12 protein-coding genes are annotated in these 12,538 nt (G+C 58.3%); 4 read left to right on the forward strand and 8 right to left on the reverse strand.

The window, feature by feature from the left end; genetic code table 11:
* Window positions 1–82: 82 nt before the first annotated feature.
* Together V3W49_RS09730 and tesA are read right to left on the reverse strand one after the other, a co-directional pair.
* Window positions 83–853 carry an SDR family oxidoreductase gene (locus tag V3W49_RS09730; RefSeq protein ID WP_500145153.1) on the reverse strand — a complete coding sequence of 257 codons (771 nt, stop codon included), beginning with the start codon at window positions 851–853 and terminating at the stop codon, window positions 83–85.
* 28 nt (window positions 854–881) lie between these two features.
* Complete coding sequence (tesA, locus tag V3W49_RS09735; protein ID WP_500145154.1) at window positions 882–1,508, reverse strand: multifunctional acyl-CoA thioesterase I/protease I/lysophospholipase L1; 627 nt, start codon at window positions 1,506–1,508, stop codon at window positions 882–884.
* Between tesA and ybbA the strand changes: the two genes are divergently transcribed.
* From ybbA to V3W49_RS09750, 3 genes are all read left to right on the forward strand, one after another.
* Complete coding sequence (ybbA, locus tag V3W49_RS09740) at window positions 1,476–2,159, forward strand: putative ABC transporter ATP-binding protein YbbA (protein WP_500145155.1); 684 nt, start codon at window positions 1,476–1,478, stop codon at window positions 2,157–2,159. The genes tesA and ybbA overlap by 33 nt on opposite strands.
* Window positions 2,159–4,573 carry a putative ABC transporter permease subunit YbbP gene (ybbP, locus tag V3W49_RS09745; protein WP_500145156.1) on the forward strand — a complete coding sequence of 805 codons (2,415 nt, stop codon included), beginning with the start codon at window positions 2,159–2,161 and terminating at the stop codon, window positions 4,571–4,573. The genes ybbA and ybbP overlap by 1 nt, the downstream gene beginning before the upstream one ends.
* Window positions 4,574–4,749: 176 nt before the next feature.
* Complete coding sequence (locus tag V3W49_RS09750) at window positions 4,750–5,919, forward strand: porin (protein WP_500145157.1); 1,170 nt, start codon at window positions 4,750–4,752, stop codon at window positions 5,917–5,919.
* A 40-nt stretch (window positions 5,920–5,959) separates the two neighbouring features.
* On the opposite strand, the gene mnmH is transcribed toward V3W49_RS09750, so the two are convergent.
* The 6 genes from mnmH to ppiB all read right to left on the reverse strand — a co-directional run bounded on the left by mnmH (window position 5,960) and on the right by ppiB (window position 10,458).
* Entirely contained in the window at window positions 5,960–7,084 is a 1,125-nt protein-coding gene (gene mnmH, locus V3W49_RS09755) for a tRNA 2-selenouridine(34) synthase MnmH (protein WP_500145158.1), read from the reverse strand.
* Between the two features lie 163 nt (window positions 7,085–7,247).
* Complete coding sequence (gene purK / locus V3W49_RS09760) at window positions 7,248–8,318, reverse strand: 5-(carboxyamino)imidazole ribonucleotide synthase (RefSeq protein ID WP_500145159.1); 1,071 nt, start codon at window positions 8,316–8,318, stop codon at window positions 7,248–7,250.
* Window positions 8,315–8,821 (reverse strand): 5-(carboxyamino)imidazole ribonucleotide mutase, encoded by a 507-nt coding sequence (gene purE, locus V3W49_RS09765; RefSeq protein WP_500145160.1) that lies wholly within the window; start codon window positions 8,819–8,821, stop codon window positions 8,315–8,317. The genes purK and purE overlap by 4 nt, the downstream gene beginning before the upstream one ends.
* Before the next feature lie 129 nt (window positions 8,822–8,950).
* Window positions 8,951–9,193 (reverse strand): DUF1158 family protein, encoded by a 243-nt coding sequence (locus V3W49_RS09770; RefSeq protein ID WP_500145161.1) that lies wholly within the window; start codon window positions 9,191–9,193, stop codon window positions 8,951–8,953.
* A gap of 44 nt (window positions 9,194–9,237) precedes the next feature.
* The gene (lpxH, locus tag V3W49_RS09775) at window positions 9,238–9,960 is read right to left on the reverse strand and encodes a UDP-2,3-diacylglucosamine diphosphatase (RefSeq protein ID WP_500145162.1); all 723 of its coding nucleotides are present in this window, start codon (window positions 9,958–9,960) and stop codon (window positions 9,238–9,240) included.
* Window positions 9,961–9,963: 3 nt separating this feature from the next.
* Window positions 9,964–10,458 (reverse strand): peptidylprolyl isomerase B, encoded by a 495-nt coding sequence (gene ppiB / locus V3W49_RS09780; RefSeq protein WP_500145163.1) that lies wholly within the window; start codon window positions 10,456–10,458, stop codon window positions 9,964–9,966.
* A 164-nt stretch (window positions 10,459–10,622) separates the two neighbouring features.
* Between ppiB and cysS the strand changes: the two genes are divergently transcribed.
* The gene (gene cysS, locus V3W49_RS09785) at window positions 10,623–12,008 is read left to right on the forward strand and encodes a cysteine--tRNA ligase (protein WP_500145164.1); all 1,386 of its coding nucleotides are present in this window, start codon (window positions 10,623–10,625) and stop codon (window positions 12,006–12,008) included.
* Window positions 12,009–12,538 lie beyond the last annotated feature (530 nt).

Raw genomic sequence — 12,538 nt, forward strand, 5'->3', positions numbered from 1 at the left:
TCCCGGGGATTCACGAGCTTGCCGCCTTCCTGCAACTCGAATTATTTAGGGTATACATGGGGGCACGATGTCGTGCTTCAACTCACCCCTGCAATATTTTATCCAGCGCCCGGTCGGGAAGCAGGCGTTTCAGTAATCTTATGGCATGCGCGACCAGGGTGACCGGATAGCGCAATTTGGGGCGTGGGCTTTCCAGCGCGTGGCATACCTTCGCCACCACGGCTTCAGGGCCAAGCGAGAGGCGGGTGGCGATCCCCGGGTTTTTTACCGGTGCATCGCTGCGGGTCTGGTTCACGTTGGCGGTAAAATGAGTGCGAATCGGGCCGGGTTCGATCAGGCTGACCTTAATGCCGCTGTGACGTAGCTCCATTCTCAGGGTATCGCTCCAGGCCTCCAGGGCGTACTTGCTGGCCGCGTAAGCGCCGCGCCCGGGGGTGGCTATCAGCCCCATTACTGAACTGGTCATCACGATTCGTCCTTCGCCGTGGGGCGCCATCGCCGGTAACAGCAGCATGGTGAGCTGATGAACGCCAAAGAAATTGGCGCCGAACTGCTGCTCCATCTGTGAGCGATCGATGGTGGTCAGCGGGCCATAGACGCCATATCCCGCGTTATTAAACAGCCCATACAGGCGGCCGTTGGTTAATTCAATCACCTGTTGCGCGGCCCGGGATACGCTTTGCGGCGAATCCAGATCGAGCTCGATACCGGTATAGCCCAGCTGGTTCATGCGCGCGACGTCATCCGGTTTGCGGCAGGCGGCCAGTACACGCCAGCCCCGGCGCTGCAGTTCAGCGGCGCAGGCAAGACCAATGCCGCTGGAACAGCCTGTGATTAACACGTTTTTTTGCATAACTTTACGTCGTTTATTCCCCGGCGGTTCAGGAGCCGTGATTAACTATGGGAGCCAGCTTGTCGGCCATCCAGTCTGCAATAAACGACTGGGCTTCCGGGCTGGGGTGGATACCGTCGTCCTGCATCCACCCGGGTTTGAGATAAACCTCTTTCATAAAGAAGGGCAGCAGGGGAACGGAAAATTCTTTCGCGAGCCTGGGATAAATGGCGCTGAAGGCCTCATTGTAACGCCGACCGTAGTTGGCCGGGAGCTGAATTTGCATCAGCAGCGGCTGGGCCTGGGCGGTTTTCACTTCGTTAATCGCCTGGCGCAACGTATTTTCGATGTCGGCGGGCGGGAAGCCGCGCAGGCCATCGTTGCCCCCCAGCTCAATCAGCACCCAGCGCGGCTGGTGCTGTTTTAACAGTCCGGGCAGACGTGCCAGCGCCTGTGGCGAGGTGTCGCCGCTGATACTGGCGTTCACCACCTGGATGTCAGGCTGCCATTTTTTATTGAGCAGTGCGGGCCAGACGGCGCTGGCGGACATCCGATAACCGGCGCTCAGGCTATCCCCAAGAACCAGTAAGGTGTCCGCACTGGCCGCGCGGGCAACCATCATAGCCAGTAACAGGAAGGGTAGATGCCAGCGGAAAACATTCTTGAAGTTCATCATCTTAAGAAATCCGTCGGAGAGGGGGAGCACGAGCTCTCCATCCTTACCGGAGTTGAGCTTGTTGTCAAACCAGCCGAAACCATCGCTCTGATCGGCGAATCCGGCTCCGGTAAGTCGACGCTGCTGTCGATTCTGGCGGGGCTGGACGACGGTAGCAGCGGTCAGGTCATGCTGCTGGGAAAAGCGCTCCACGCCATGGATGAAGAGGCGCGGGCAGCGCTGCGCGCCAGCAGCATCGGCTTCGTTTTTCAGTCGTTTATGCTGGTGCCGACGCTGAACGCCCTGGAAAACGTGCAACTCCCCGCGCTACTGCGCGGCGAGAACGACGCCGCCAGTCGTGAGCAGGCCAGAACATTACTGGAACAGCTGGGGCTGGGTAAACGGCTTCACCATCTTCCTGCCCAGCTTTCCGGTGGAGAGCAGCAGCGGGTGGCGCTGGCGCGGGCGTTTATTGGCCGTCCGGCGCTGCTGTTCGCCGACGAACCCACCGGCAACCTGGACAGGCAGACCGGCGATCGAATCGCCGATCTGCTCTTCTCTTTGAACCGGGATCACGCCACCACCCTGATCCTGGTGACTCACGATCCCCTGCTCGCGGCGCGTTGCGATCGTCGCCTGCGTCTGAGCGACGGCCGGTTGAAGGAGGCGTAATGGTTATACGCTGGTTCTGGCGCGAATGGCGCTCGCCCTCTTTGCTGATTGTCTGGATGGCCCTGAGCCTGGCGGTGGCCTGCGTACTGGCGCTGGGCAATATCAGCGATAGGATGGAGCGCGGGCTCAGTCAGCAAAGCCGGGAATTTCTGGCCGGCGATCGGGCGTTACGGGCGCCGCGCGCCGTACCGGATGGCTGGCTGAACCAGGCGAGCAGCGATGGGCTAAAAGTGGGGCGGCAGCTTACCTTCAGCACCATGACGTTCGCCGGGGAACGTCCGGTACTTGCGAGCGTTAAAGCGGTGGATGATATCTACCCGATGTACGGCGAGCTGGTGACACGTCCACAGGGGCTGAAGCCGGCGCCCGGTGCGGCGCTGCTGGAACCCCGGCTTATGGCGCTGTTGGGGCTGAAGCCCGGCGATACTCTGGACGTCGGCGATACCACACTGAAGATCGCCGGCGAGGTATTACAGGAGCCGGATGCCGGGTTTAACCCGTTCCGGATGGCGCCGCGCCTGATGATGAACCTGGCGGATGTTCCCGCTACCGGGGCGGTGCAGCCCGGCAGCCGTCTGACCTGGCGCTATAAGTTCGGCGGTTCTGAGTCGTCGCTGGCGCGGTTCGAATCCTGGCTTACCCCGCAGCTGTCGGCGGAACAGCGCTGGTACGGACTGGATCAGGACGAAGGGGCGCTGGGCAAATCGATGGAGCGTTCGCGTCAGTTCCTGCTGCTTTCGGCGCTGTTGACGCTGCTACTGGCGGTGGCGGCGGTGGCGGTGGCGATGAGCCACTATTGCCGTAGCCGCTACGATCTGGTGGCAATCCTGAAAACTCTGGGCGCCGGCCGCTCTGCGCTACGCAGGCTGATCGTCGGTCAGTGGCTGATGCTGCTGGCGCTGTCGGCGCTGGCGGGGGGCGCGGTGGGGCTGATGTTTGAACGGCTGCTGCTGCGCGCGCTGGCACCGGTGCTGCCGGTGTCGCTGCCTGCCGCCAGCCTCTGGCCCTGGCTATGGGCCATTGGCGGTATGGCGGTGATTTCCCTGCTGGTGGGGCTGCGTCCGTATCGGTTACTGCTGGCGACGCGTCCGGTGAGGGTGCTGCGTCGAGACGCGGTCGCTAACGTCTGGCCGTTAAAGATCTGGCTGCCGCTGATGGCCTGTGTGGTGGTGGCGTTACTGGCGCTGTTAATGGGCGGCAGTATGCTGCTGTGGGCGGTACTGGCCGGTGCCGTGGTTCTGGCGGCGCTGTGCGGCGTGGCGGGCTGGCTGCTGCTGCGCCTGCTTGGCCGCCTGACGCTGGGGGCGTTGCCGATGCGTCTGGCGGTTAGTCGTCTGCTGCGCCAGCCCTGGGCGACTCTGAGCCAACTGGCGGCTTTTTCGCTCTCTTTTATGCTACTGGCGCTGCTGCTGGTGCTGCGTAGCGATATGCTGGATCGCTGGCGCCAGCAATTGCCGCCTGACAGCCCCAATTACTTCCTGGTCAATATCAGTCCGCAACAGATACAGCCGCTGAAGGAGTTTCTGGCCGATCACCAACTGATCCCCGATGCCTGGTACCCCATCGTGCGGGCCCGTCTGACTGAAATCGACGGTAAAAGCACCGAAGGCCATCGCGACGAGGCGCTGAACCGCGAGCTGAATCTGACCTGGCAAAGCCATCTACCGCCCCGTAACCCGGTGGTGGCCGGAAGCTGGCCGCCCAAAACGGGGGAAGTGTCAATAGAAGAGGGGCTGGCGAAGCGCCTGAATATCCGTCTGGGGCAGCAGTTGACCTTCACCGGCGATACGCAGCGCTTCAGCGCGAAAGTCACCAGCCTGCGCCGCGTGGAGTGGGAAAGCCTGCGTCCTAACTTTTTCTTCGTTTTCCCGCCGGGAGCGCTGGATGGTCAGCCCCAAAGCTGGTTGACCAGTATGCGCTGGGAAGGCGACTCGCGGATGCTGACCGATCTGAACCGCCATTTCCCCACCGTCAGCCTGCTGGATATCGGTGCGATTCTGAAGCAGGTCGGTCAGGTACTGGAGCAGGTCAGCCGCGCGCTGGAGGTGATGGTGATTCTGGTGACCGCCTGCGGAATACTCCTGTTGCTGGCTCAGGTTCAGGTAGGAATGCGCCAGCGTCATCAGGAGCTGGTGGTGTGTCGCACCCTGGGGGCCGGTAAGCGGCTACTCAGAACCACGCTGTGGTGCGAATTTGCGGTACTGGGCGTGGTATCGGGTCTGGTGGCGGCGTTGGGGGCCGAAACGGCGCTGGCGATGTTACAGACCCGGGTATTCGATTTCCCCTGGGAGCCGGAGTGGCGGTTGTGGATTATTTTACCGCTGTGCGGTGGCGTTTTGCTGTCGCTGTGCGGCGGCTGGCTGGGAATCCGATTGCTGAAGGGTCGCGGTTTTTACCGACAATTTAGCAGCTAATTTCCATATTCTGTGCGCCACATCACGTTATGTGGCAATTTTTTATTTTTGTAACATTTGTTCATAAAATATGTATCCCTTAACAGCACGGAACGTTAAAGAGTCATCCGAAATTGCAACAAATAAACGATAACATGCCTGTGCTTTTGGCAAGCACTGGCAATAAGGGATAAAAAATGAAAACAAAAATAACTGCGCTGGCAAAACTGGTCGGCGTCGCGGTGGTACTGGGCGCGACTTCGTTCGCGGCTCAGGCAGAAATCACGTTAATCAAGCAGGATCCGCAACCAGGGAATCCGCTGAGTCGTCTGAACTTTACTGTTGGCGGTAGTATTCGTCCGCAGATAAACAATATGACAGGCGGATATGATAATGGTTCATATAAACGTAACGTTTTCGACGGCGGCACACGTTTCCGCTTTGCTGCCGACTACTATCTGTTCGATGACATCAGCTGGATAAGCTACTACGAGCTGGGCGTGAACATTCCGGCGGTTCTGAAGTGGCACAACCACTATGCCGACGGCGCTAACGATACCACTCGTCGTATGCTCTATACCGGTTTCAAGAGCGATACCTGGGGTACTCTGACCTTCGGTCAGCAGAACAGCGTCTACTATGATGTTGTTGGTGTGAAAACCGATATCTGGGACTACGATATGCTGGGCCAGGCGCCGGGCAACGGTATTAACGGCGACTACGATGGTTCCTATCGTTCCCGTAAAATGCTGAAATACAAAAACACCTACGGTGATTTCGACGTTTACGCCGCGTGGCTGTTCGACGATACGCTGAACCTGAACGACGGTAAGGGGCAGTACAAGCGTAAAGGCGGCGGCTCGCTGGGTGTGGATTACCACATCAACGACGATTTGACCTGGGGTCTGGCGTGGAACTATACCCGTGCTAAAGTTCGCAACTATGATGGCACCGACAGCACCACCTATAACCAGAATATCTACGGTACGGCGCTGAGCTGGACTCCGGATAACTGGACGCTGGCGGCAGGTCTGGGCTGGTACCAGAACTATCTGCCGATGAAGAGTGGATTCACCCGTTCACTGGTCACCAAAGATAACTACTTTGCTGATGACGCCTGGGGTTATGAATACTTCATCGGTTACGAATTCCCGATCAACCAGTACCTGGTTAAGGGCATTCAGCCGTACGTCATGGGCGACCGTCTGGAGTTCGTGAACGGCACCAACTGGAAGCGTATCGACAACGGTCTGGGGATCAACTTCAAGTTCGACTACGGGTTCTCCGTCCAGTACGAACACGTGTTTACCTCCAGCACCGACGATCAGGGCGATATGAACCTGGTGCGTGTGCGTTACGACTTCTGATGTCGTTATCCGCGGGCCGTTGCGGCCCGCGGTCTTCCTTCTAGCGGGCGCCGCGCTGCGCCAGCCACTCCCTGACCTGCTGCGAATCCCCTTCGAACACAATTCTCTGCGCTTTTTTAGCGAGCTGGTAGCGATACATGGGATCGTAATAGTCGCGCAGTAGCGGCGTGAGCCAGTCAAGGTGGGCCGCAGCGTTACCGCGCCGTTGATGCTCCTGCAACGACTGCTCAAGAATCCCATTTAGCTGAACAAAGCGCTCTTCTCCCAGGCGGCGGCGAATGGCGGACATGCCGTGACGCAGATATTCCGCAAAAGCCAGCCAGCCGGGTTCTTCACCCTGTTGGGCGATAAAGGCCGCCGCCATGCTGACAAAGTACTCCTCTTCCAGACGTTCAAGCCGCAGCGGGAGCGGATCGTCAATCACCACGATTTCCGCCTGTTCCATCTGCGCCCGAAAGGGTTTGGGAATATGGCGTGAGCCGATGGCCGGGCCTTCGTCCTCCACCAGCCAGAAGAAATCGCCCCAGCCCTTCTGGGCCCGGGATTTTTGCACCATCATGGCCGCCAGGCGGTTTTCGAAGTTTGCCTGGCTGGGCTGAGGCTCGGTGGTGCGCCCGAAGGAGGAGCCGCGGTGGCGGGCCAGCCCTTCCAGATCGACGCCGCAGGCGAAGTCGCGCACCATCAGCGTTTTTCCGCAGCCGGTATTACCGGCGACCAGCAGCATTGGACGCTGACTCAACCGACCAAGGGCGCTCATCATATAGCGACGCACCGCTTTATAGCCGCCTTCGATTAACGGAACCTGTACCCCGCTTTCCCGCAGCCACTGCTGCACCAGGTGGCTGCGCAGGCCGCCGCGCGAACAGTAGATATAGCCGTCGGGATGGCGCCGGCACCAGTCGCGCCAGGCGCTCATGCGCGCTTCCCGTACCTCGCCGCATACCAGCGAGTGGCCAAGCGCTATCGCGGCTTTCTGACCTTCTGCCTTGTAACAGGTACCCACCCGAGCGCGTTCGTCGTCATTCATTAACGGCAGATTGCGGGCGCCTGGCAGCGAGCCCTGAGCGAATTCCACCGGGGCGCGCACATCCAGCAGCGGCACGCCGGAAAGAATAATGTCACGGTAGCCCTGGGTATCAGGACGCACCGGGGATGCGTTATCCATTGAACAAACCTTATGGCCGACGGCAGGGTTCCGTGGCGAATGAAATGCAAAGTGCAGTGGCGCTATTTTACGTAGCCTGCGTGTGTGGGCGCAATGTCCAGGGTGGAATATCGTGCGTTTCAGGCGATGTCAGGCGGACGCCAGGCCCGCCTGCAAGGGAATATCAGCTGTTAAGATGGGCCTGGGCCCAGGCCAGTCCGCTGGCGTACTCTGGCGGCAGCAGCGGCGTCAGGGCCTTAAGGGTATCGCTTAACCGGCGCGGGGAGCCGGCGCTCAGGTTGAGATGGCCCACTTTACGGCCCGGGCGTACCTCTTTGTCATACCAGTGCAGGTGCACCAGCGGCAGCTTCAGCCAGTCGTAGTTTAGCGGGCTGCCGATCAGGTTCACCATCACCGAGGTGCTGTCGACCGCCGGCTGTGGCAAAGGCAGACTGAGAATGGCGCGCAGGTGCAGTTCAAACTGGCTGACAGAGGCGCCGTTCTGGGTCCAGTGACCGCTGTTGTGTACCCGGGGAGCCAGCTCGTTAATCAGCAGACCGGCGGGAGTCACGAAGCACTCCATCGCCATCACGCCCACGTAATTAAGCTCCTGCATAATGGCGCCCAGCATCGACTCCGCCTGGCGCTGCTGGTCGGCGTCCGCATGGGGAAAAGCGACGCTGGTACGCAGAATGCCGTCCTGATGCAGGTTATGGGTGAGGGGATAGAACACCATAGCACCGTTATGGGCGCGGGCGCCGACCAGCGACACCTCGCCGGAAAAACGGATGCCCTGTTCGACAATGCACTCGCCGTAGCATTCATCGGGAAGCGTGTTGGTATCATCCGGGCCCAGACGCCACTGGCCGCGGCCATCGTAGCCGCCGGTGCGGCGTTTGACGATGGCAAGGTCGCCCAGGCGCTTGAATACCGCAGGCCATTCATCCGGGGAGGCCAGCAACTGCCATGGGGCGGTGGCCAGCTTCAGCCTGTCGAACAACTGCTTCTGGGTCAGACGATCGGCAATAATGGGGAAAACATCCCGGTTTACAAAGGCCGGGTGGCGGGCCAGTTCGCGGGTCAGCGCGGTTTCCGGCCAGCGTTCGATTTCCGCGGTGATAACGCTCTGCTGAACCGGAACGGCTTCCGGCTCCGCGTCCAGCCCTACCGGCCAGACGGCAATGCCGAGCGGCTCACCGGCCTGACGCAGCATCCGGCCCAGTTGGCCGTTACCCAGTACGCAAACCTGATTCATACTTCCTCCCTGGGATCGGGATTTTCCAGCACCTCTTCGGTCTGCTGGCGGCGGAACGTTTCCAGGCGCTGCCAGAGTTCTGCGTCGTTTTGCGCCAGAATCTGGGCGGCCAGCAGCGCCGCGTTAGCCGCTCCCGCTTTGCCAATGGCCAGGGTTCCCACCGGAATACCGCGCGGCATCTGCACAATGGAGTAGAGGCTGTCCACGCCGCTCAGGGCCGCGCTCTGTACCGGCACGCCCAGCACCGGCACCAGGGTTTTGGCGGCCAGCATGCCGGGCAGATGGGCGGCGCCGCCAGCGCCTGCGATGATAACCTGATAGCCGTTGTCATGGGCGGTTTCGGCGAAACTGAACAGTTTGTCCGGCGTGCGGTGCGCAGAAACGACTTCGACATGAAACGGAACATTAAGGTCGGTAAGGACATCGGCGGCATACTGCATGGTGGCCCAGTCGCTGCGGGAACCCATAACAATAGCGATGCGGGTAGCCTGGTTTGAAGACATGCGTCCTGAAACTCCTGTGGATAGGGATAAAACGACGGCGTTCATCACAAATGAGGGCTCAGAGAATAGCACGTAAAACCGGGAAGGAAAACGGTTGCGTAGCGACGTTGCCCGCAACCTCTGCCTGGCTCAGACGGCGAACCAGCGCCGCCAGATAAAGCGAATCACCAGATATTCAACGATCCCCAGAAACAGGAACCACAGGCAGAAAACGATGGTATAGAGCTGATTCATATCCACAAAGTGGAAAATGCGCATCAGCTTCTGCGCCAGTTCCTGACCCAGCAGCGGCGCGGGCAGCAGCAGACAGGAAAGGAAAGCCAGTAGCAGGATGCCGCCCGCGGCCAACAGGGTTTCTGAAGTGGATTTCATCGCATTAATCCTGAATTAAAAATAACCTTAAAAAGCGCTCGTCCTCAGAACGGGAAGGTAATCAGCTCTACATCGTCGGCGCTTACGCGAATCATCGACCCTTCCCTGTGCCAGGCACCGAGTACGCAGCGCCACGCCGGTTCGCCGTCAACCTCAAGGGGGTGGATAGCCGGGCGATGAGTATGGCCGTGGATCAGCCAGCGCGTCTGGTGGCGCGACATCGCCTGGCACACGGCCTGCTGGTTCACATCCATGATCTCCATGGATTTACTGCCATTGGCGGCTTTGCTTCCGGCGCGCATTCGCGCGGCAATGCGCTGGCGCAGGAAAAGCGGCAGCGCCAGGAATAGCTTTTGCAGCCAGACCTGATGCACCCTGGCACGGAAGGCCTGATAGCCATGGTCGTCGGTGCACAGGGTATCACCGTGCATAATCAGTACCCGGCGTCCGTCGATCGAAAGCACCTGTTCTTCGGGCAGAAGTTGTATTCCGCTCTCTCTGGCGAAGCGTTCGCCGACCAGGAAATCGCGATTGCCGTGAATAAAGAAGCAGGGGACGCCGCTGTCGACGAGAGCGCGTAACGCCTGCGCCACCTGGCGGTGCAGGGGAGCGGGATCGTCGTCGCCGATCCAGGCTTCAAACAGATCGCCCAGAATATAGAGCGCCTCGGCTTTTCTGGCTTCGCCCGCCAGAAAACGCAGAAAACCGGCGGTAATCGCCGGTTCTTCCGCGCAGAGATGAAGATCTGCGATAAACAGGGTGGCCACGAATTACTCGCTGACGGTCACACTTTTGATGATAACGTCTTCTTTCGGTACGTCCTGATGCATGCCGCTGCGGCCGGTAGCGACGGCTTTGATCTGGTCGACCACGTCCATTCCCTCCACTACTTCGGCGAAGACGCAGTAGCCCCAGCCCTGCAGGCTTTCGCCGCTGAAGTTCAGGAAGTCGTTATCTACTACGTTGATAAAGAACTGAGCGGTGGCGGAGTGGGGCGCCTGAGTACGCGCCATGGCCAGGGTGCCACGGGTGTTTTTCAGGCCGTTATTGGCTTCGTTCTGAATCGGATCTCGGGTGGTTTTCTGCTTCATACCCGGCTCAAAGCCGCCGCCCTGAACCATAAAGCCATTGATTACGCGGTGAAAAATGGTGTTGTCGTAGAAGCCTTCACGGCAGTAATCCAGAAAGTTCTTCACGGTAGCCGGCGCTTTATCGTCGAAGGTTTTGATAACGATATCGCCAAAGTTGGTGTGAAAAGTAACCATGTTATGATCCTTAAAATTGTTCGTGCGTGTTACTGCAAGCGAGTGGGACTTTATAGCATAACTCAGCGGGCGGAATCACCTGACAAAGCGTGCTGCGTCCCCGGGCAATTCCGGGTAAGATATAGTGCTTTTCCCCCTGACACACGTATACATGGAATCGAAAGATGTTGAAAATCTTTAATACCCTGAGTCGCCAGAAAGAAGAGTTTAAACCTATTCACCCCGGTGAAGTGGGGATGTACGTGTGTGGGATAACCGTTTACGACCTGTGTCATATCGGCCATGGCCGTACTTTCGTCGCTTTTGATGTGGTGGCGCGCTATCTGCGTTTTCTGGGCTATAAGCTGAAATATGTGCGTAACGTCACCGATATCGACGATAAGATCATTCGCCGTGCGCAGGAGAACGGTGAATCCTTCGGCGCGCTGGTGGATCGCATGATCGCTGAGATGTACAAGGACTTTGACGCGCTCAATATTCTGCGCCCGGACAGCGAACCGCGCGCCACGCATCATATTCCGGAAATTATCGCGCTGACCGAGCGCCTGATCGAACGCGGCCATGCCTATGTTTCCGGTAATGGCGATGTTATGTTCTCGGTGCCGACCGATCCGCAATACGGTCTGCTGTCGCGCCAGGATCTGGAGCAGTTGCAGGCTGGCGCCCGGGTGGAAGTCGCCGATGCCAAACGCAACCCAATGGACTTTGTACTGTGGAAGATGTCCAAGCCTGGTGAGCCGAGCTGGCCTTCCCCGTGGGGAGAGGGGCGGCCGGGCTGGCACATCGAGTGCTCCGCAATGAACTGCAAGCAGCTGGGCAGCCACTTTGATATTCACGGCGGCGGTTCGGATCTGATGTTCCCGCACCACGAAAACGAAATCGCGCAGTCCACCTGCGCTCATGACGGCGAATATGTGAATTACTGGATGCATTCCGGTATGGTGATGGTGGATCGTGAGAAGATGTCCAAATCGCTGGGCAACTTCTTCACCGTGCGAGATGTACTGAAGCACTACGATGCCGAAACCATCCGTTACTTCCTGATGTCCGGCCACTACCGCAGCCAGCTTAACTACAGCGAAGAGAACCTGAAGCAGGCCCGCGCCTCGCTGGAGCGTCTGTACACCGCGCTGCGCGGCACCGACAGCTCGGTGGCGGCTGCGGGCGGCGATGCCTTTGAAGCACGTTTCCGGGAAGCGATGGACGATGATTTCAACACCCCGGAAGCCTATTCGGTGCTGTTCGATATGGCGCGCGAGGTTAACCGCCTGAAGTCGGAAGATATGGCGGCGGCTAACGGAATGGCGGCACATCTGCGCAAGCTGTCTGCGGTGTTGGGTCTGCTGGAGCAGGAGCCGGAACAGTTTCTGCAAAGCGGCGCGCAGTCCGACGATGGTGAAGTGGCGGAAATTGAAGCGCTGATTAAACAGCGTAATGATGCCCGTAAAGCGAAGGACTGGGCCATGGCGGATATGGCACGCGATCGCCTGAACGAGATGGGCATTGTGCTGGAAGACGGGCCGCAGGGAACCACCTGGCGTCGTAAATAAATCCTTCAATTATTGCCCCCGACCAGAGAAATCGGCGGGGGCGACATGATAAATCCCTCCTTCTTCTTTCACTTTCCATGAAACGGCATGTTGTGGCGCTCCTTACTTTATCGGAATATGCCTGGAAAAGGTCTCCTGTCGTTAATTAAATCCTGATCTGTAAAATATCCTCTGTATTTTATTTTTGCGCATGCACCTGTCCATTGGTGCAAAAAAATATACTCGCTGTTGTTATGTTCTTTATGGTTGAGAGCCCGGAATGTAAATAGATTTTGGGGTGATTTCTTATGCTTATAGTTTACGTGGGAAATTAATTTGATGTTAGTTTTATCATTTCATGCCGGAGCGAGCGGCGACTACCGATAAGCAAGAGTCATAAAAATGTGTTTAAATTCAGTCTGTTGTTGTTGTTTTTGCGGCGAAAAAAAAGAAGTGGCTTACTTAAATGTGGTGTTTCATAAAGGTTATTAAACTGTAGGTATATAGATAATAAGAATATTCCGTGATATCGTTTTTTTGTGTTGTACATG

Source organism: Rosenbergiella sp. YN46 (assembly GCF_036620675.1).
In the GTDB taxonomy this organism is placed as follows: Bacteria; Pseudomonadota; Gammaproteobacteria; order Enterobacterales; family Enterobacteriaceae; genus Jejubacter.

Bases quoted from the DNA above. Each gene is read 5' to 3' on its own strand.
- V3W49_RS09730 (WP_500145153.1), bottom strand. From the start codon at position 853: ATGCAAAAAAACGTGTTAATCACAGGCTGTTCCAGCGGCATTGGTCTT.
- ybbA (WP_500145155.1), top strand. From the start codon at position 1,476: ATGCCAGCGGAAAACATTCTTGAAGTTCATCATCTTAAGAAATCCGTC.
- tesA (WP_500145154.1), bottom strand. From the start codon at position 1,508: ATGATGAACTTCAAGAATGTTTTCCGCTGGCATCTACCCTTCCTGTTA.
- ybbP (WP_500145156.1), top strand. From the start codon at position 2,159: ATGGTTATACGCTGGTTCTGGCGCGAATGGCGCTCGCCCTCTTTGCTG.
- V3W49_RS09750 (WP_500145157.1), top strand. From the start codon at position 4,750: ATGAAAACAAAAATAACTGCGCTGGCAAAACTGGTCGGCGTCGCGGTG.
- mnmH (WP_500145158.1), bottom strand. From the start codon at position 7,084: ATGGATAACGCATCCCCGGTGCGTCCTGATACCCAGGGCTACCGTGAC.
- purK (WP_500145159.1), bottom strand. From the start codon at position 8,318: ATGAATCAGGTTTGCGTACTGGGTAACGGCCAACTGGGCCGGATGCTG.
- purE (WP_500145160.1), bottom strand. From the start codon at position 8,821: ATGTCTTCAAACCAGGCTACCCGCATCGCTATTGTTATGGGTTCCCGC.
- V3W49_RS09770 (WP_500145161.1), bottom strand. From the start codon at position 9,193: ATGAAATCCACTTCAGAAACCCTGTTGGCCGCGGGCGGCATCCTGCTA.
- ppiB (WP_500145163.1), bottom strand. From the start codon at position 10,458: ATGGTTACTTTTCACACCAACTTTGGCGATATCGTTATCAAAACCTTC.
- cysS (WP_500145164.1), top strand. From the start codon at position 10,623: ATGTTGAAAATCTTTAATACCCTGAGTCGCCAGAAAGAAGAGTTTAAA.